This window comes from Jiella marina (assembly GCF_024359545.1).
Classification (GTDB): domain Bacteria; phylum Pseudomonadota; class Alphaproteobacteria; order Rhizobiales; family Rhizobiaceae; genus Jiella.
This window is the reverse complement of sequence record NZ_JAKQZG010000006.1, coordinates 288702-306678: the sequence shown is the minus strand read 5'-3', so window position 1 is coordinate 306678 and position 17977 is coordinate 288702. Positions and strand designations below refer to the sequence as shown.

Annotated in this window: 16 protein-coding genes and 1 tRNA gene; 5 read left to right on the top strand and 12 right to left on the bottom strand. The window is 64.3% G+C overall.

The annotated features are described in order from the left end of the window. From MF134_RS13250 to MF134_RS13225, 6 genes are all read right to left on the bottom strand, one after another. A partial coding sequence (locus MF134_RS13250) for a phosphoadenosine phosphosulfate reductase domain-containing protein (protein ID WP_255339934.1) occupies positions 1–204 on the bottom strand: 204 nt, incomplete at its 3' end. 285 nt (positions 205–489) lie between these two features. Continuing rightward, positions 490–936, bottom strand: coding sequence for an RbsD/FucU family protein (locus MF134_RS13245; protein ID WP_255339933.1), 447 nt, complete (start codon positions 934–936; stop codon positions 490–492). Between the two features lie 72 nt (positions 937–1008). Continuing rightward, positions 1009–1182, bottom strand: a complete 174-nt coding sequence (locus tag MF134_RS13240; RefSeq protein WP_255339932.1) for a hypothetical protein — start codon at positions 1180–1182, stop codon at positions 1009–1011. A gap of 229 nt (positions 1183–1411) precedes the next feature. After that, a complete protein-coding gene (locus MF134_RS13235) occupies positions 1412–2704 on the bottom strand; it encodes a capsular biosynthesis protein (protein WP_255339931.1) in 1293 nt (430 codons plus the stop codon). A gap of 462 nt (positions 2705–3166) precedes the next feature. Then, a complete protein-coding gene (gene rnd, locus MF134_RS13230) occupies positions 3167–4321 on the bottom strand; it encodes a ribonuclease D (protein ID WP_255339930.1) in 1155 nt (384 codons plus the stop codon). Between the two features lie 87 nt (positions 4322–4408). Further along, positions 4409–5314: a methyltransferase domain-containing protein gene (locus tag MF134_RS13225; protein ID WP_255339929.1), complete on the bottom strand. Its 906-nt coding sequence runs from the start codon at positions 5312–5314 to the stop codon at positions 4409–4411. A gap of 312 nt (positions 5315–5626) precedes the next feature. Between MF134_RS13225 and MF134_RS13220 the strand changes: the two genes are divergently transcribed. Both MF134_RS13220 and MF134_RS13215 read left to right on the top strand, forming a co-directional pair. Next, positions 5627–6376, top strand: a complete 750-nt coding sequence (locus MF134_RS13220) for an urease accessory protein UreD (RefSeq protein WP_255339950.1) — start codon at positions 5627–5629, stop codon at positions 6374–6376. Positions 6377–6539: 163 nt separating this feature from the next. Next, entirely contained in the window at positions 6540–6842 is a 303-nt protein-coding gene (locus MF134_RS13215) for an urease subunit gamma (RefSeq protein ID WP_255339928.1), read from the top strand. 146 nt (positions 6843–6988) lie between these two features. Here the strand turns inward: MF134_RS13215 and MF134_RS13210 are convergent, their stop codons facing one another. Both MF134_RS13210 and MF134_RS13205 read right to left on the bottom strand, forming a co-directional pair. Beyond that, entirely contained in the window at positions 6989–8374 is a 1386-nt protein-coding gene (locus MF134_RS13210) for an SGNH/GDSL hydrolase family protein (protein WP_255339927.1), read from the bottom strand. A gap of 121 nt (positions 8375–8495) precedes the next feature. Then, a complete protein-coding gene (locus MF134_RS13205; protein WP_457589988.1) occupies positions 8496–9710 on the bottom strand; it encodes a lytic murein transglycosylase in 1215 nt (404 codons plus the stop codon). Positions 9711–10029: 319 nt separating this feature from the next. On the opposite strand from MF134_RS13205, the gene galU reads away from it, so the two are divergent. After that, positions 10030–10923 carry a UTP--glucose-1-phosphate uridylyltransferase GalU gene (galU, locus tag MF134_RS13200; RefSeq protein WP_304363748.1) on the top strand — a complete coding sequence of 298 codons (894 nt, stop codon included), beginning with the start codon at positions 10030–10032 and terminating at the stop codon, positions 10921–10923. 24 nt (positions 10924–10947) lie between these two features. On the opposite strand, the gene MF134_RS13195 is transcribed toward galU, so the two are convergent. Next, positions 10948–12675 carry an outer membrane beta-barrel protein gene (locus MF134_RS13195; RefSeq protein ID WP_255339925.1) on the bottom strand — a complete coding sequence of 576 codons (1728 nt, stop codon included), beginning with the start codon at positions 12673–12675 and terminating at the stop codon, positions 10948–10950. Between the two features lie 368 nt (positions 12676–13043). Between MF134_RS13195 and MF134_RS13190 the strand changes: the two genes are divergently transcribed. Further along, a complete protein-coding gene (locus MF134_RS13190; protein WP_255339924.1) occupies positions 13044–14021 on the top strand; it encodes a KpsF/GutQ family sugar-phosphate isomerase in 978 nt (325 codons plus the stop codon). Positions 14022–14053: 32 nt separating this feature from the next. Here MF134_RS13190 and MF134_RS13185 read toward each other — a convergent pair whose 3' ends face one another. Next, positions 14054–14737 (bottom strand): HAD family hydrolase, encoded by a 684-nt coding sequence (locus MF134_RS13185; RefSeq protein WP_255339923.1) that lies wholly within the window; start codon positions 14735–14737, stop codon positions 14054–14056. Between the two features lie 356 nt (positions 14738–15093). Here MF134_RS13185 and MF134_RS13180 point away from each other — a divergent pair. Next, positions 15094–15169: transfer RNA gene (locus MF134_RS13180), tRNA-Phe, on the top strand. A gap of 188 nt (positions 15170–15357) precedes the next feature. Here MF134_RS13180 and MF134_RS13175 read toward each other — a convergent pair. Both MF134_RS13175 and MF134_RS13170 read right to left on the bottom strand, forming a co-directional pair. Beyond that, entirely contained in the window at positions 15358–16599 is a 1242-nt protein-coding gene (locus MF134_RS13175; RefSeq protein ID WP_255339922.1) for a cytochrome P450, read from the bottom strand. A gap of 110 nt (positions 16600–16709) precedes the next feature. Next, positions 16710–17975, bottom strand: a complete 1266-nt coding sequence (locus MF134_RS13170; protein WP_255339921.1) for an alpha-hydroxy-acid oxidizing protein — start codon at positions 17973–17975, stop codon at positions 16710–16712. Positions 17976–17977: the final 2 nt, after the last annotated feature.

Genomic DNA, 17977 nt, shown 5'->3' with positions numbered 1-17977 from the left:
GTGCAGAAGCGGGAAGGGCGGCGGCGAAGGATGGAACGCCTTCTTCGCCAGATGCAGCATCACCGAGGAATCCTTGCCGATCGAATACAGCATCACCGGATTGCGGAACTCCGCCGCAACCTCCCGCATGATGTGGATCGACTCCGCCTCCAGACGCTCCAGATGCGTCAACTCGACCGAACTCTCCATAACCCCAACCGACATCAATCAATCCATCCTTCGTGCAAAGAGCCCCGGCTCGTGCGCCAGAAAGAGGTCGACAAGGGCGAAATCAAGACGAGGCCGACACCCTCTGCGTCGTGTGGTGGACAGTCGGCCAGAAGAACCGGTTGTGCAAGCATGGCCGGGCGCTGCGACCACGGCCGCTTGAGAGCGCCACGCGGTCAGCTCGGCTTCTCCAGGGACCCGGCGCGAACCGGAGAAATGCATGCGGGCCCGCAGGAATCAGAGTGCAGGCGGCCACGTCGGGCGGGCCACCTCGGCCTTACCTCAGTCGAAGATCACGCCCTTCTTGAGGATGAAACAGCCATAGGGGCGGTCTTCCCCGGTCGCGACCACAGCAAAGGCGTTCTTCGCCGCCTCGTAAAAATCGAAGCGCTCCAGCGCTTCGATCGCGATGGCGCGCCCCTCGGCGGCGTTGACCGTGCGCTGCATGTCCTGATGGACCTCGAAATCGACATGGGATTCTCCGACGGGAGCCATGCGAACCACCGGGGCTTCGACGAAACTGTCGAGTGGCAGAAGCTTCAAAATCGCGGTCGCCGCCGCTGTCGTATCGACGCCACGGAGTTGGACCAGCTTGCCGCTCACCGTGTGCGCGGCCACGGAAGTGGCGGGGAAATTGCGGTCAGCCAACACCAGTTCGTCACCATGTCCCATGGCGGCGAGGATTTCGAGGAGGTCGGGCGTGATCAGCGGCGGAACATTCTTCAGCATGAAAGGGTGACCTTGTCTTGATGCGTCAGGACCGGGACCGGAAGGCCGGGGCGGCGTTCCGGGCTGCCGTTCTCAAGGTCGGTCCTCTTCCTCTTCGGCGTCCTGTTCCTCGAGCGGAACATCCTCGCCGATCAGCCGCTCGTCATCCGGCTTTCCGGCAAAGCCGTTGTCCGTGCGCTCGATGGCATTGCCGACGACACCGGGTTTCCCGGTTTCGTCCTTCTTCGCGTCCTTGGGGTCGGGCATATGGGGCCTCCAATCGTTCGAAGTAGGAAAGCACCAGATCCGCCCATGTTCCAAGAGCCATGGAGGCGGTGTCGCAGTCGTGTCGCTTTGCTGCTCCGCAAAATTTTTCGCAGTGTCGGGATGAGACCGTCTCAGAGCCGGTGTCTGGCTCCGTTGGAAGCAGCCGCGACAAAGCGCGGCCGCCACCACATGGGCACCAGTCTGTAGCAAGACCCCTGCGCGCCGACCGTCATTCGGCGGGGACGAGGGCCTCGGAAGCCCAGTAGACGTCCGGGCTCTTCTCGCGGCGCGCGGCTTCCGTCTCCACTGCGCGGCTCGCCGGCGTGAGCGAGAGGATTCGCTCCGCCATTTGCGGCAGCAGAATGCCCAGTGCCTCGGCGGTATGGAAGCCGCCATTCAACTGGCAGGTCTCCAGAAGATAGTTCCGGTATCCCCGCACCATCACCGGATCGGGCCGTTCATCGCTCGACCAGAACTCCGCCAGGCTTCCCTGGAAGGTCAGGCCGGGGACATCATAGACGGCATTGCCCAGACATTTGACCGCGACGCCGCCCATCACGCCCTGCAGACCGCCGGTCGAATTGATCGTCACCAGGCAATCCGTCTTTTCCATCAGTCCCGCAATGCCGGTCTTGCGCATGTAGACCGCGCGCCCGGCAAGACCGAGTTCCTTCGAAAGTCGCTCGAACACGCCGGACAGGCGCTCGACGCCATAGTCCAGCGGATGCTGCTTGACGACCAGAAAGGCGTCGTCCGGCGCATGGGCCGCAAACGACCTCAGAACCTCTTCGAGGAAGCGGATATTGGTCTTGAACGGGGAGTGATAGCGGATCTGCCCATCGCCCGGCTTCTGCATGAGCACGAGAAACAGCCGGGAGCCGGGCTTGGCCTTGTGGGCATCGACTTCCGCGAGCTGGGAAGACTCGTCATGGGTCATCCGCCAGGCATATTCGCGAATGTAGCCCAAGCCCTGCTTTGCGACCGAATCGCCATAATAGCTCGAATTGTAGGGCAGAACGGGCTTGAGGATCGTGCTCCAGGCGAAATGGCGGATGGTATTCATGACATGCGGGCGCATGTGCACGGGAAACCGACGGCATTCCTTGCGCGAGCGATCCGCCGCTTCACGAACGGTCTCGGCATCGCGGCTAAGTTCGCTGTTGCCGTTCACGCCGTTGAGGGCCAGCGTCACATGGTGAGGCCGCAGATACCCGTTTTCGAGAACCAGACGCGTGAGATTGAGGCGCTTGGCGATGGCCAGCGCGATCCGGTTCCGCGGCAGGGTGTCGTTGTAGGTGATGATCGTCTGAATGCCGCGTGACTTGATCACGTGCCGCAGGAAACGCGCCCAGCTGACAGATCGATCGAGCGTGATCCGGTTGCGCGCCGGTGTCTCGATCCAGTCTCCGCCTTCCAGCACGATCCGGTAGACTTCGGCACCCTGGCTCTCGAGCGTCCGCGCCAGTTCTCCGAAAAACTGGCCGAACGGTGCGCCGACAAACAGGATGCGCTTGGTTGTCATATTTCGCAAAGCTCCCCCGCGAAAATCGAAACCTCGACCAGACAGACGCCCAAAGCCGGTATCCTTAATGCCGCGATAATTCAATTCCGGGCTCCGTGTCGCCCAAAAAAGCCGGCGGCCCCTATCGCCGGCTGTCGATCCCTCGCGGACTGGTGCCGGACTGCCACAATGTCATCCGTGGCAAACCCGGCATACTCGGTAGATGTTTCGCCATTATCATGCACTGCACACATTCCGTAACGCCAGCTTTACGGCAATTTTGCGGAGAGCGAAACCACTGTGATCGAGCAAGATGAGACCAAATCTCATTGCTCCGCATCTCTATGGAGGTTTCCAAGAAGACCGTGCCAGGATCAAGCGCCAATGCGTTCACATTTTGGCGTCTTGCATCGCAAAATGTGAATGTTCGAGAGGCAGGAAGCGCATTCGCCAAGTTTGCGAGCAGATCGCCCGCCGCCGCGCTTATGAAAGCGGCATAATCTCGACGCGCCTGTTGCGATAGACGAGCCCGGCCTCGCCGGAAAGAATCTCGAGTGCGCGCGCTCCGAAGATCTCGTGTCGCCATCCCGACAGGGCCGGGACGTTGGCCTCCTCGCCTTTCCAGGCGAGTTGTTCAAGATCTGAGCTCGAGGCGATCAGCTTGGCGGCGACCCCCTGTTCCTCGACGACGATCTTCAGAAGAACCTTCAGGAACTCCACCGCGGGCACGGTGCCCTCGGGCAGGGGCTGCGCCCGGGGAACCGGTGGCAGTTCGGATTTCGGCACGGCCAGCGCGCGCTGGACCGCCGCCAGAACGGCCCGGCCGGCGCCACTGCGCTCGAAACCCTTCGAAACCGAGCGAAGCCGCCCCAGGGCCTGCTCGTCCCGGGGCTGTTGCTGGGCGATCTCATAGATCGAATCGTCCTTGAGGACGCGGCCCCTCGGCTTGTCGTGCTCGCGGGCCTCACGCTCGCGCCAGGCCGCCACCTCCTTCATCACCTGCAGTTCGATAGGCTTGCGGACCCTCAACTTCAAGCGCTTCCAGGCATCCTCCGGATGCAGATCGTAGGTCGTCGGATCGGCGAGGAGAGCCATCTCCTCGTCGAGCCAGCTGTGGCGTCCGGCTTCCTCGATGCGTTCGCAAAGCGCCCTGTAGACATCGCGCAGATGGGTGACGTCGGCGAGCGCATAGGCCAGCTGCTTCTCGCTGAGCGGTCGGCGGCGCCAGTCGGTGAAACGCGAGGTCTTGTCGATCCTTGCATCGGTCAGCCGGGCGACGAGCTGATCATAGGCGATGGACTCACCGAAGCCGCAGACCATCGCCGCGATTTGCGTGTCAAAGAGCGGTTCGGGCACGCTTCCCGCCAGCTTGTATAGGATCTCGATATCCTGGCGCGCCGCATGGAACACCTTCAGGACGGAACGGTCGCCCATCAGGGCGAAGAGCGGCGAAAGGTCGATTTCGGGTGCCAGCGGATCGATGATGACGCCTTCGTCGGGAGACGCCATCTGAATGAGACACAGTTCCGGCCAGAAGGTTGTCTCGCGGATGAATTCCGTGTCGACGGTGACGAAATCGGATCGGGCAAAATCGCGGCAGGTTTCGGCGAGGGCCGCTGTCGTGGTGATGAGTTTCATGATTCTTCCTTAGACCGAAGAAACCTGTCGGCGAAAGCGTCCGGAAGGTGCGAAACGATCCCGCCGGACGGAAGGCAACCTCATCGATCACTCGCAGGCGAAGATTTTCGCCATGCGATGTCGCTCCTCGGCGATGGAGCGGACATAGGCGATCGCATCGATCTGGATCCTCTCCAGCCGATCCGGATCCGTTTCGGAGTCGCGCCGCAGGCAGACGAAAAACGTCGCTCCGCCGGGCTCTGTGGCCGCGAACTGGCTGATGACGAAGGGAAACAGGCGTAGCCGCGACACTCCTTCCAAAAGATCGAGGAAGGAAAACGGGGTGAAGACCCAGCAATGGCAGTTGTGATCATTCGCGCCGTCGCTGGCGCGGCGGGCCTTCTCGCGGGCAATGGCGAGCGACAGGGCATCTGCGCCGCCGCGCCGATGGTTCGTCGCTGAAGTGGTGTCCCCGCTCCAGATCTGGCGGGGCTGCAGCGTGATTGAATGATGGCTGTGGTCAAAGGCCTGCCGCGGGCTGGGATGCGTCGGGGCCAGGAAATCGGACTCGACCAGTTCCCCCAGGCTCGAAACGCTGCGGCGCATGTCGCCGGTGAAACGCTTGTCCGGAAGGGCGAGGTTGAGCACCCCGCCCACCCGCAGGACCGCGAAGATCTCCTGAAACCAGCCGAGGAGGTCGGGAACCCGGTGCGCCACATGAGCGGCAATGGCAAAGTCGTAAGCCGCGTCCTCCGGCGAGTTCTGCGACAAGGAACCGCGGCCTGACCACCGCAGGGCGGCGGGGGCTTCCTCTGTCGCTGCTTCGCGCCTGCTGCGCGACGCGAGATCGACCGGCACGACATCGAGGCCTTGCGGCAAAGGGAGGGGAGCCTCCCCATTGACGAATTCGAGCCCGCGTGAACGCGGCATGGCCACATCATGGGTGAGACGCGCAAGGCGGACGTCAGAGGCCCGCAGGCGCAGGAAGTCATCGAATGTCGGGCGGTCGGTCATGGGGAGCACAGGCGATTCGTGGATGTGTCCCCTGTTTCATAGTCGATCGGGCGTGACCGCGCATGGGGCGGTCATGACGACTCACGGATTGTTTCATGAGCCGGGTGTCGAGCCTACTTCGCGTCGGCACCTCTTGGCCATGAGGCGCTCTCGCATTTCGGGCGGGGGTGTCGCATGCTTGCGCCGGCACGACGGGGCGATCACCCGTTTCCAATTCGGGGAAGGCAGATCTTGAGCGAAGCAGCGGAATGCCTCACGCGGCAAGCGCCGCGACTGCAGCGCGCCGAGGGGCGGCTCGAACTCGCGGTGACGATGCGCTCCGGGCGCACGAGGCTGGCCGATCTTCATCAGGCGGGCTGTCTGAAGCTGCGCTTCCCCCGCAGCCTTGGTCCGACCACCGAGGCCGTCGTCATCAATACGGCGGGTGGGCTCACCGGCGGCGACAGGCTGACGCAGAACTTCGCGGTCGGGCCAGAGGGCCGGCTGGTTCTGACCTCCCAGGCATGCGAGCGCATCTACCGGGCGAATGCAGGCGAGGCCGAAGTGGCGACGCGGATCGCTGTCGCCGACGATGCATTTCTCGCCTGGCTGCCGCAGGAGACGATCCTGTTCGATGGCGCACGGGTCTCGCGTCGTCTCGATGTCGAGGCGGCGTCGGATGCCCGCTTCGTCATCTGCGAGCCGGTCATTCTCGGTCGCGAGATGATGGGCGAGAGGATCGCGGCCGGGCGATTCAGGGATCGTTGGCGCATTCGTTGCGGTGACCGTCTCGTCTTCGCGGAAGAAACCCGGCTCGACGGTGCGATCGCCGACGAAGCGGCCGCGGCCGCCTGCCTGGCGGGAGCGCGAGCCTTCGCCACGCTCGTGGCGCGGGTGCCCCTGCCGGACATCCTGTTGCCGAAGCTCCGCGAGATCGTCGGCGAAAGTGGGGGCGTCAGCCTGTTCGACGGCATCATTGCCCTGCGTCTGGCTGCCCGCTCGGGTTTCGAACTCCGCCGCCGACTGCTTCCCGCCATTGCGGCACTGGCGGAGGACGCGGTCCCCCGGCTATGGTCCCTGTAGCGGGTCCGCTCCGAAGTCGCGTGGTTACCTCGGGACCGGGTTTCGGGCTCGCCAATGTGTTCAAGCGTGTGGCTGTGGACCTGAGGCTCGACGAGCGACCTCCCAGGCGAGCCGGGGATCAGGTTCGAACCACGTGCATCGTGATGGTCGCAAGGAGACATGCATGCAGCTCACCCCCCGCGAGAAGGACAAGCTCCTCGTTTCCATGGCGGCGATCGTGGCGCGCCGACGTCTGGAGCGCGGTGTCAAGCTGAACCATCCCGAGGCGATCGCACTGATCACCGATTTCGTGGTCGAGGGGGCGCGCGACGGGACGAGCGTCGCTGATCTGATGGAGGCAGGCGCGCGCGTGATCACGCGCGATCAGGTGATGGAGGGCGTCGCCGAGATGATCCACGACGTGCAGGTCGAAGCGACATTCCCCGATGGCACGAAACTCGTAACCGTTCACGAGCCAATCCGCTGAAGGGGCACCTGTCCGGGTAGGGCTATCGTGGAGTATGGCCCGTGAGCACGGTCCGGTGAACCGGGAACCGGTCTTTCGACAATATCATTCGCCGGCAAAGAAATAGGGAAGGGAGAGCGGGGCGTTCCCGGGAAAGCGAAAGTCCGTCAGTCGGTATCACCGCCTTGCGCCGCTTCGTTTTCCTTCGTCCAGTCTTCGACGATCGCGTCGAGGATCGAGGGCATTTCCTCCGGCGGCTTGATTCCCCGCTCGGCCCGCACCGCATTGAGGTTGAGCGAGCCGCTATAGGCCACGGAACCCTCCGTCGTGACGGCTTCGGCCTTGTCGTTCCAGCCGAAATCGTCGGCCCGGCCGTCGACATGGCCTGTGCCGCGCCCGCCCAGAACCAGCTTGTCGCGCGGCGAGCGCTCCAGGGCGAAGCCGACCGTCGAGCCGCCGCCGAGAAGCGTCTCGCCGCCATCGAGCGAAGGGTCATCAAGGGCGATGGCGGGGGAACGCAGGGCGCTCGCCGCGTTGCTGAGCGAGGGCAGTTGCATGCTCGGCAGTTGCTCCGAGCTCAGCCGTGTGCCGCCTGCTCCGCCAAGGAACCGATCGACCACCTTCTTGGTGAAGAAGGCGAGCTTGGCATCGCCGGCATTGGTCATGGTGATGCCGTCGGAATTGCGCAGCTGCACCGTCTGGCCGTCGACGCTCGGACCGCGATAGACGAAGGCGCCGTTCTCGTCGACGAACCCCTCCCAGATATCGACGAATTCACCCGAAACCTGCGTCGCAGCCCGGCGGTACAGATCGTTGAAGAAGACCATGTCTTCACTCATCCGATCGAACTTGAACGACGGCGCTCCGACCCAGACCAATGGAACGTTCTTTCCCTTAACGATCGAGGCGATCTCGTTGACCCGGCGTTCGTATTCGCTGTTCCACTCGCCGGTTCCCAGCTTCAGCGTGCCGGATGCCGTATCCATCGGCTGGCGATCGTTCGAGCCGATCATCATCACCACGACGGCCGGTTCTTCCTCCGCGATGATAGGCCCGAGTTCCTCGCTCCAGTCGTAATGGTCCTGTCGGACGAGACCGGAGGAGCCGCTGGTCGACGCCTCGATCTTGACCATCTCATTGTCTTCATAGGCTTCGCGCAGACCGTCGGCGAGGGATTTCGCCATGAAGTCTCCGACCACGAGCACCGTCTTGGCGTCGTCGGATTTCGCGGTCTCGACGGGTGCGGGCGCCGGCGCGGCGGGCGCGCGCTTGCGGGAACGCGAGGGGCTGGCACGGCGCGGGCGCTCGCGCGCGGCCGGTTCGCGGCGGATGACGCGTCGCTCGATCCGCTGCGGCGTACGGCGGCGTTCGATCCCGTTGCCGAACAACATGTCCAGGATCGTTCGCGGCCGCTGCTGCGCCTCGGCCGGAGTGCTGGCGAGAGGAAGCGAGGTGAGGAGAAGGGCGAGCGCAAGAAGCATCGCCCCAAGGCCGCGGACGCCCAGAAGCCGGGAAGCGGTCGGCCCTCTCTCCTTTGTCCAGTTGCGGGTCATATTGGCGGCTGTCCCCTTGTCTCAGATGCCGGCCGGTCGTCCCGCTCCCGCCCTGAGACAGTGCGGGCGAGCGACGACTGCTTGTGGCACGCCGCCGCCCTCCCGTTTCGACCGCTGTACCCTAACGATTTCGCAGGAAGTCGAGAAGCGCTTTCGAAGCGTTGCCATCCTTGGGCAGGCCGGCTCTTTCCTGCAACGCCATGATGGCGGCTTTCGATCCCGAACCGATCTTACCATCGATCTTGCCGTCATAAAGGCCGTAACGGCTGAGATGGCGCTGCAATTCGTAGCGCTCGTCGGAACTGAGCGGCTTGTAGCCGCGGGGCCAGTCGACCCGCAGACCGTCATAACCGCCGATCCGGTCGCCAAGCAGACCGACGGCGAGGGCGTATTTGTCGGCGTTGTTGTAGCGTTTGAGGACGAAGAAGTTCTTGGTCATCAGGAAGGCGGGGCCGTTGTCGCCGGCCGGACGCACGAGATTGGCGCGCTCGCCGCCATCCGGGAACGGCCGCCCGTTGGCCCGGCGGAAGCCGAGATTGGCCCATTGGCCGATCGTCTTGTTGTCGCGCTCGAGCTTGCCGCGATACTGGGCGGGTACGATCACCTCGTAGCCCCAGGTGCGGCCGGACTGCCAGCCATTCTTGCGCAGAAGGTTCGCGGCCGTCGCGAGCGCATCGGGCACCGACTTCCAGATATTGGCATGGCCGTCGCCATCCATGTCTGCGGCATAGGCGAGATAGCTCGTGGGAATGAACTGGGTGTGGCCCATGGCCCCGGCCCAGGAGCTCGTCAGATCGCGCGGCGCGACGTGCCCGGCCTGGACGATCTTCAAGGCGGCGACGAGCTGCTGGCGCGCGAATTTCGCACGACGCTTGTCGTAACAGGCCAGCGTGGCGAGCGCCTGAGGCAGGCTCTTCATGACGTCCTGGCGCTCCAGTGTCGCGCCGTAATTCGATTCCATCGACCAGATGGCGAGCAGGATGTCGCGATCGACGCCGAACTGCCGTTCGATCCGGTCGAGCCAGCTGTCGTAGCGCGCACGCAGCGCCTGGCCTTTGGCGACCTGCTCGTCGTTCACGCGATTGTCCAGATAGTCCCAGACCTGGTCGCGGAATTCCGGCTGGTATTTGGCCTTTTCGAGAACGTCTCGATCAGGGCCGTTCACGCCCGCGAAGCTGGCACGAAAGATGTCGCGACGCACGCCGCTGTTTGCGGCAGCACTCTCCAGATTCTGGACGCACCGGTCGAATGTGGCGTCCGCTTTGGCAGGTTGAAATCCGGCCATCAGCGCTGAGAAAGCCAGAAGGCTGGTGGCGGCGAGACGTGTCAGAGTCATCATCGTCCTTGGCTGTCGCATGTCATCCATCTCGAATGTTCCCATTCTGGAACAGAAGGAAGGCGATTCTGCAGCAGACTCATTAACGTTTCGATAACCATGTTCTTTGCGCTCGGCCGGCGTGCCTGCCGGCCCCGCGAGGCCATCGCTCCGCCCGAGATTCGACGGGGAGAACGTCCGGGGTGCCGCAGGCCAAGACTTCTGCCGCCCCTTTACTATGTGTCGCAGTCAGGAAACCATCGGCCTAGATTCGTGCTACCGCTTGCGCCGCACTCGATCCACGTCGAGCCAAATCGTCAGTTATTAGGAGATCCGTTCGATGAAGAAGGTCCGCAAAGCCGTATTCCCCGTCGCAGGCCTCGGGACACGGTTCTTGCCGGCGACGAAGTCGATCCCCAAGGAGATGCTGACGGTGGTCGACCGGCCGGTCATCCAGTACGTGGTCGACGAGGCCATCGAGGCCGGGATCGACCATCTGATCTTCGTGACCGGACGCAACAAGGGCGTGATCGAAGACTATTTCGACATTCAGGTCGAACTGTCCAACACACTCGCAGAACGTGGCAAGACCGAGCAACTCGCCCTCCTCGACGCGCTTCAGCCGGCGCCGGGCACGGCCAGCTTCACCCGCCAGCAGGCGCCGCTCGGCCTTGGCCACGCCATCTGGTGCGCCCGCGACCTCGTCGGCAACGAGCCTTTCGCCGTTCTCCTGCCGGACATGATCATGCAGGCCGAGAAGGGCTGTCTGGCCGAAATGGTCGCGCTCTACGAAAAGACCGGCGGCAACGTGATCTCGGTCGAGGAATGTGATCCGAACGAGACCGAGAAATACGGCATCGTCGGAAAAGGCGAAGAGGTCGGCAACGGCTTTACCATCACGGGCATGGTGGAAAAGCCGAAACCCGCCGACGCCCCGTCGAACTATTCGATTTCGGGGCGATACATTCTGCAGCCGGAGATCTTCGACATCCTGGCCACCCAGGAAAAGGGCGCCGGCAACGAGATCCAGCTGACCGACGGCATGCTGAAGCTTGCCGACGAGCAGCCCTTCGCGGCCTATCCGTTCACGGGCCGGACTTTCGACTGCGGCTCCAAGGAAGGCTTCATCGAAGCCAATGTGGCCTTCGCCCTCTACCGGCCGGACATTCGCGACAAGGTCGTCGGCAACATGGAAAAGCTGATGAAGACCGTGAAGCCTGCCAATGGCGGCTGACCGGTCAGGCGGCGGCTTTGCCTTCTAACGCTGGTATTTCAGACCAAGCTGCACCGTGTCGGCGGTGTAGCGGTCGGTCGGGTCGATCGCGAAGGCCCGGCGATGATTGTAGCTTCCGGTGACGGCGAGGGAGCGGTTGATCCAGGTGGTGAAGCCCGCCTCTCCCGTCAGAAGCAGAATGTCCTCATCCGGCAGGCTCGAATTCTCGTAGCCGAGCTTTCCCACCGCCGTCAGCGTGGTACGGGCCGTGAGATCGTGGGCGACACCCAGCGAGGTCTCGTAGTTCGTCGTGACCGATTGGCCGGTCAGTTCCGGCGCGAAGCTCGTGCGCGCGGCCAGGGTCACGTCGGTGCCGCGCTGGGCTGACCAGACGAGGCTTGCATCGAGCGTCGGGGCGCCGGTTGTGGCGACGCCGTCGTCGTCCGGCATGTTCCAGGCGTAGCCCAGCGCGATCTCGCCGACGAGCTTTTCGTTCATGTCGAGGCTGACGCCGCCGCGGATCGCTGGCAGCCACGAGTTCCGCCCAGGCTCGCTCGAGGAGGGCGGCACATCGACGTCGTGAATACGCCGACCGAGACTGGCCGACACGAACGGTTTCAGCCGGGGAGAAATCTCGTAACCGGTTCTGAGGCTTGCCGTCAGCGTGGTGTAGTCCTCGTCGACACTGCCATTGGGCAGGTCGAAATAGGCCTTGCGCGCCGCCGTCAGCGTCCCCGAGACGGTGACGGGATTGAAGTCATGGGACAGTTCGGCCGCGAGCGAACCGTCGAGCACATGGGCCTTCCCGGACAGGGCGATCGTGTTGACCACGTCGGAATAGTCCTCGCGCTGGTAGTCGAGCGCGCCGCGGAACGTTGCGGTGGTCGTGCGGGAGAGGTCGAGCCGCAGCCGCCCATCGGCGCCGCCGCTCGGATCGTTGCGTGTTTCGCCGGCGAAGTTGCGGCGGTAGGTGAAGCGGCTGTTGAATTCGGCCTCGTGCCGCGACCAGTCGGACAGGAGCCGCGACGACAGGGTCGTCTCGGTGAAGAAGCCGTTTTCGGACAGCGCGTCCGAGCCGATATTGTTGGTGACGCCAGCGGTCTGGATCAGTTCGGGATAGAACAGGAACCGCCCGACCCGGATTCCCACCGGCGCAAACGGGTCGTCCTCGGTGCGGTTGAGCCGCTTGATCCGGTCGATCGCCTCGTTGGCCTGGTTGCGTCGCAGGCTGGAATCGGCGGCCAGCGCCTCGTCTGCGATGCCGGCCGCGAGCGGCGGATTGGCCGGCTTGGGCAGGTCTTCCCGGCGCTTCGTTCCTCCGGTTTCCAGAAGATCACGATCCTCTGTCGCATTCACCGACCGTTGCGGTTTGGCGCGCTTGGTGGAAGTGGAGCCGACGGCCGGCGTAGCGGGATTGGTCTCGTTCCTGTCGAAAAGATTGAAGCTGCGCTGGGGTTCGGGAGGTGGGTTGTCTTCGGCCTCGCGCTCGGCGAATTCGTCCTCGAGCCGGGGATCGGCAACCTGGCGCAGATCCGGACGCGCCGGTCTGTTCTTGTCGGGGGCGACGATCTCGGCATTCGACATGGCGCCCAGCGCCTCGATCAGGGAGGCGTCAGGCTTGGCCTGGCGCAGGCGTTCCGACGCTGCCGCATTGTTGCGAAGCTCGCGCGTATCGAGATCCTGAGCAGGGGCGCGGCTGGCCAGCGCCGCCAGTGCCACCATCGAGGCGAAGCTCAGCCCGGCAATTCGTCCTCGCTTGGCCTGACCTTTCATTTGCGCACTGCCCGCTTCCTGCTCGTTCGCCGGTCGAACCGACGAAAATCTCGGTCCGAGACGATTGCATGCGTCCCATGGAAGGAGATTGTTGCAGATTCGTCACGTCCGGCATCAGAAACTATGCGCTCATGGTTGCGCGAAACCGGAATCGGGCGCCTTGTCCCCTTGAGGCCATGTTTCGCGCCGATAGGCCGCACCGAGCGGAAAGGCGTCGATCGAGTCGTCCTTCGCGATTGTCATAGCCGGCCGACGTGAATTCCGCGGATGTCGCGATGCCGGCCGTCTTGTGATCCTCCGGCACGGCTGCGCCGGAACACCAAGAAGAACGAGAACCAGTGATGACGCCCATTCGAGTTGCTCCGATCATGTCCGAAACACCCGCGTCGGCTTCCGTTTCCGCCCTGCGGACCATCGAGACGGAGATCGATGCGCTGAAGGCGCTTGCCGCCGCCCTGAAGACGGACATGATCGCGAGCTTCGAGCGCGCCCTCGACTTGATCGCCGGGATCGAAGGCCGGCTGATCGTCACCGGCGTCGGTAAGAGCGGGCACATCGGCACGAAGATCGCGGCGACTTTCGCATCCACCGGCACGCCCTCCTTCTTCGTTCATTCGGCCGAGGCGAACCATGGCGATCTGGGCATGATCGGAAAGGACGACGCGATCCTCGCCCTATCATGGTCCGGCGAGACCGCCGAACTCCAGGGCATCGTCGCCTATTCGCGCCGCTTTCGCATTCCGCTCATCGCTTTGACCTCGCGTCCGGAATCCACGCTCGCGCGCGAAGCGGATGTCTGCCTCGTGCTGCCGCGGGTGACCGAGGCGTGCCCGCTTGGTCTCGCCCCGACATCGTCCTCCACCATGCAATTGGTGATCGGCGACGCGCTCGCCGTGGCGCTTCTGGAACGCCGCGGCTTCAGCCCCGACGATTTCCACGTCTTCCATCCGGGCGGTCAGCTCGGTGCGAGCCTGAAGCATGTCGGCGACTTCATGCATACCGGCGAGGCGATCCCGCTCGTGGCCTCCGGCACGCTGATGTCGGAAGCGATCATCACCATATCGCGCAAGGGCTTCGGCTGTGTCGGCGTCGTCGGCGAGGATGGCCGCCTGAAGGGCATCATCACAGACGGTGACCTGCGTCGCCATCTCGATCCCGCCCTCCTGTCGCGGACGGTTGACCAGGTTATGACCGCCGACCCCAAGACCATCAAGCCGGATACGCTCGCCGTCGCCGCGCTGGAGACGATCAACGCCTTGAACATCACCGCGCTGATGGTCCTGCGCGAAGGCCGGCCGGTCGGCATCGTCCACCTGCACGATCTGTTGCGGCTCGGCGTCGCCTGAAATCTGAAGGACGGCGAAGAACCGGCTGGCAATCAGGCGTTCCTGCGGCGCCCGCCGACCTCGTCGATGTGGTTGAGCATGTCGGCGGGATCTTCGTAGACGCGGAACGCACCCGCGCGCTGCAATTCCTCCGCGCCGTAGCCGCCGGAGAGGAGCCCGACGCCCAGCGCACGGCAGCGCTGGGCCGCGAGCATGTCCCAGATCGAATCGCCGATCACCAGGGAGTTGTTCGTCGCCACGCCGAGACGCTCGGCCGCGGCGACGAACAGGTCCGGCTCGGGCTTGGCGAACTCGACATCGTCGCGTGTGATGATCGGGACGCCGGAGGCCTCGATGTCGAGCCGGGCGAGATTCTGCTCCGCAGTCTCCATGCGGCCGCTGGTGGCGATCGCCCAGGGAATGGACTCCGCGCTCAATGTCTTGAGCAGTTCCTTCGCGCCAGGCAGCGGCAGCACGCTGTCCGAATACTGGCGATAGGCCTCGGCATGCAGCTTGCGCAGCCGCTCGCGGCGCTCCTCGGTGATCTCCTCGCCGATTTCGCGCAGCAGCTGATTCGTGAACAATCCGCCGCTCATCCCGATCTTGCGATGGATGCGCCAGACCGAAAGGGCGATGCCCTCCTGATCGAGGGCGTCCTTCCAGGACAGGACGTGCTGGTAGACGCTGTCGACCAGCGTCCCGTCCAGATCGAAGAGAAAGGCTGGCTTGGAATACATCTCGACCTCAAGAAGCGCGAGCGAAGGGCAGCAGTCCGGCGCCGGCGGAAGACGAAGCGCGGTACTGCATGTCCCGATCAGCCGGATGTAGGGGCCGGGCGGGCTTTCTCTATCGCGAGCGATCGTTTTGTTCGGCCGCGCTGCCTTTCGGGTCTCGGACCAACGATGAGGACGACCCCGGGTGCTTTCGAGGCCGGCGCGGGGCCTCGGTCCGGCCCGCCGCTTCGGGGCCGTGACGAAGTCTTTGCGAAAAGGCCGATATCGGCGCTGGACAGCGAGAGGAAGCTTTTCTATAAGGCCGCCACTCGCTGCAGCGGCGGACCCGTTCGGGGCCATTCAGACCGCTTCGCAGCCGGGCCCAGGTAGCTCAGTTGGTAGAGCATGCGACTGAAAATCGCAGTGTCGGTGGTTCGATTCCGCCCCTGGGCACCACGAGCATTTCCATCAGATCAATTTCGCTGTTCGAGTCACCGGGTTCAAGCTCACCTCGAAATTTGCTTGTGAAGTTCCCGTCGGTTTTTTCTCGAAGGGCACCGACGCCATCCGTGCGCGGTTTGTCGTCGTCCATCGTGGCGGCAGGGATTGTCTGAACGATGCAACAAGTGCGCGGCGGTTCGCGATCAGTGCCGGACGGCCGCCTGGGCGAGGAGCCCGCGCTTCGGGCTTGCGGGCAGTTCGGAGCGGTCGATCGCGTCATCCATGACGAGCTGGAAGCGCGCGTCCCGCACGAAGGTCTGCAGCAGCGCGACGAGGACCGCGATCGTCACCCATTCGCCGGGGCAGCGATGGTTCACTTCATGGTCGCCGCCGCCCTGCGGGATCAGGTCGAAAGCCGTCGGACAGCGGTCGAGGAAGCGCTCGGGCAGGAATTCGTCCGGCTGGGCGTAGAGCCGCGGATCGCGATTGGTGCCGTAAAGGTCGAGCAGAAAGAAATCACCGGCGGCGAATTCACGCCCGCGCCATGAAAACGGCTGGCGGGCGATGCCGCCGAGAAAGGGAAAGAAGGGATAATACCGCCGCACTTCCTGAATGAAGCTGCGGGCGAAATCCTCGTCTTCGGCAAGGCGTGAACCGTCTTCGACATGGTTCGCCAGCGCGTCGACGGCAAACACCATGAAGCGTGCGATCGCGACCACTGGCCTCAGAATATTGAGGAGTTCCACCGCGCAGACCTCCGGCGTCAGCAGATGGCCGTGCGCGTCCCGGTGCCAGGCGACCGTGGCAAGCGCGCAGTCCCGGGGTGGATGGATGAAGCCGAGACGGGTCTGGTCCACCTGCCGGCGCACGATCTGCTCGGCCTTCCGCCGTCGCCCGCGGGCGACCCAGTTGGCGGGGCCGATCGTTCCCGATTCCTCGATCATCGCGGCGAGTTCGCCGATCAGCCGTTCCCGTTCGCTGCGCGCGAGGTCGAGGCCCGCCCAGCGAATGACCGTTCGTCCAAGGATGGTCCGGAACTCGTCATGCAGGCGGACGCGGCGTCTGAGCTCCCAGTTCACGGCCGTGCGCCGCAATTCATGGGCGGCGCGCGTGGCGATTTCATCGGCTTTCTCGGGCGTGAGCAGGTGGAGGAACATCGCCTTGCGATGACGGTGCTCGGCGTCGTCGAGCGTCGCGACACTGCCTTCGTCCTGAAGGAGCCGCAGCGTCGAGGTGGGCAGGGCGCCCCGACGGGTCATCCGGCCCGGCGCATAGAACATCTCGGCCGCCTCCGCGCCGAGCATGCAATAGGCCTTCTTGCCGAGGAGCCGGGTCTCGAAGATGTCGCTGCCGAAGCGTGCGCATCGCGTTCCGATGAAGTCATACCCCTCGCGGTAAAGGGCGAGGGTGGCATCGATCGTGTGCTCTTTGGGTATGTCCGTCATGCCCGTCCAGATAGGGTGAGGTGTCTCGCGCGCGAGACGGCTTGCGGGCATGGAATGTTTGGTCGACCAAGCGTTTGCGGAACCACGTCTTTGGTGCCACTTTGGGGATCTCAGAGACCCTCGGCGAGACAGTGCCGGCCGAGTTCGCTCAAGCTGCGGTGTCCGCAAAACGCCAGCGTCAGATCGAGTTCGGCCGCCAGATTGTCGATGACGGCAGCAACGCCGGCCTGCCCGTCGAGTGCAAGACCCCAGACATAGGGGCGACCCAGGAGCACGGCCGAGGCGCCGAGGCACAGCGCCTTGACGATGTCCGAGCCCGTCCGGATTCCGCTGTCGAAGAGCACCGGCACGTGGCCTTCGACGGCCTCGACGATTCCTGGCAGCGCATCGAGAGCTGCGATCGCGCCGTCTACCTGGCGTCCGCCATGGTTGGAGACGATGATGCCGGAAGCGCCATGCTGAAGAGCGAGCTTCGCGTCGTCAGGATGCAGGATGCCTTTCACGAGGATGGGCAGTCGCGTCCAGCTCTTCAGGCGCTCGAGATCGGCGAAGGTGAGGTCCGGGGGGCGCGAATAGATCGCGACGAAACGGCGGATCGCTTCGGCGAGATCACCGATCGGCCGTCCTTTCGCCACGCCGCGTCGGCGGGTGGTCAGCATCTCGGCGAGGGATCGGAGCGCGCCGAGGCCCGGCCGACCCGGCTTGATGGACGAAGTATTCTCGTCCACGACCGCGACAAAGGCTTCGTCGCTCAGATAGTTGGCGATGCCGCGACCGCGCAGGAAGGGCAGATAGCCGAGGTCGAGGTCGCGCGGCCGCCAGCCGAGCTGCGTCGTGTCGAGGGTGAGCACGATCGCTTCGTATCCGGCCTGCTCCGCGCGCTTGACGAAACTCTCGGCGACCTGGTCGTGCATTGACCAGTAGAGTTGGAACCAGCGGGGCGCGTCGCCCATGGCGGTGGCGATGTCCTCGAGCGGCGAGCACGCCTGACTGGAGGTGATGAAGGGAACGCCGGCCTTGGCCGCCGCGCGGGCCGCGGCGAGGTCGGCGTCGCGATGCGCCATGTCGAGAACGCCGATCGGGGCGAGCAGCAAGGGAAGCGGAAGTCTTCGCCCCAGAATATCGACGGAGAGATCGCGGTGCCTGACATCGCGGCCCATGCGCGGAATCAGCTTGCGGCGATCGAAGGCGGTGCGGTTTGCCGCCATCGTGGTTTCGAGTCCTGCACCGCCGCCGAGATAGGCTTGGGCTTCTGCGCCAAGAGCGCGGAGCGCCTTTTCCTCCAGCCTGTCGGGCCGCGTCGGAATGGCTTCCCGCCGCGCCACCAGGCCGGAGGAATAGATCCGGGACTGCCTCAGTCTGCCGATCGGGTCCATTG

What these genes read in the sequence shown, in the direction of transcription:
- MF134_RS13235 (WP_255339931.1), bottom strand. Translation starts at nt 2,704, where the DNA reads ATGACAACCAAGCGCATCCTGTTTGTCGGCGCACCGTTCGGCCAGTTT.
- MF134_RS13190 (WP_255339924.1), top strand. Translation starts at nt 13,044, where the DNA reads ATGTCCGAAACACCCGCGTCGGCTTCCGTTTCCGCCCTGCGGACCATC.
- MF134_RS13170 (WP_255339921.1), bottom strand. Translation starts at nt 17,975, where the DNA reads ATGGACCCGATCGGCAGACTGAGGCAGTCCCGGATCTATTCCTCCGGC.
- rnd (WP_255339930.1), bottom strand. Translation starts at nt 4,321, where the DNA reads ATGAAACTCATCACCACGACAGCGGCCCTCGCCGAAACCTGCCGCGAT.
- MF134_RS13220 (WP_255339950.1), top strand. Translation starts at nt 5,627, where the DNA reads ATGCGCTCCGGGCGCACGAGGCTGGCCGATCTTCATCAGGCGGGCTGT.
- MF134_RS13175 (WP_255339922.1), bottom strand. Translation starts at nt 16,599, where the DNA reads ATGACGGACATACCCAAAGAGCACACGATCGATGCCACCCTCGCCCTT.
- MF134_RS13205 (WP_457589988.1), bottom strand. Translation starts at nt 9,710, where the DNA reads ATGACTCTGACACGTCTCGCCGCCACCAGCCTTCTGGCTTTCTCAGCG.
- MF134_RS13240 (WP_255339932.1), bottom strand. Translation starts at nt 1,182, where the DNA reads ATGCCCGACCCCAAGGACGCGAAGAAGGACGAAACCGGGAAACCCGGT.
- MF134_RS13245 (WP_255339933.1), bottom strand. Translation starts at nt 936, where the DNA reads ATGCTGAAGAATGTTCCGCCGCTGATCACGCCCGACCTCCTCGAAATC.
- MF134_RS13195 (WP_255339925.1), bottom strand. Translation starts at nt 12,675, where the DNA reads ATGAAAGGTCAGGCCAAGCGAGGACGAATTGCCGGGCTGAGCTTCGCC.
- MF134_RS13185 (WP_255339923.1), bottom strand. Translation starts at nt 14,737, where the DNA reads ATGTATTCCAAGCCAGCCTTTCTCTTCGATCTGGACGGGACGCTGGTC.
- MF134_RS13215 (WP_255339928.1), top strand. Translation starts at nt 6,540, where the DNA reads ATGCAGCTCACCCCCCGCGAGAAGGACAAGCTCCTCGTTTCCATGGCG.
- MF134_RS13210 (WP_255339927.1), bottom strand. Translation starts at nt 8,374, where the DNA reads ATGACCCGCAACTGGACAAAGGAGAGAGGGCCGACCGCTTCCCGGCTT.
- MF134_RS13225 (WP_255339929.1), bottom strand. Translation starts at nt 5,314, where the DNA reads ATGACCGACCGCCCGACATTCGATGACTTCCTGCGCCTGCGGGCCTCT.
- galU (WP_304363748.1), top strand. Translation starts at nt 10,030, where the DNA reads ATGAAGAAGGTCCGCAAAGCCGTATTCCCCGTCGCAGGCCTCGGGACA.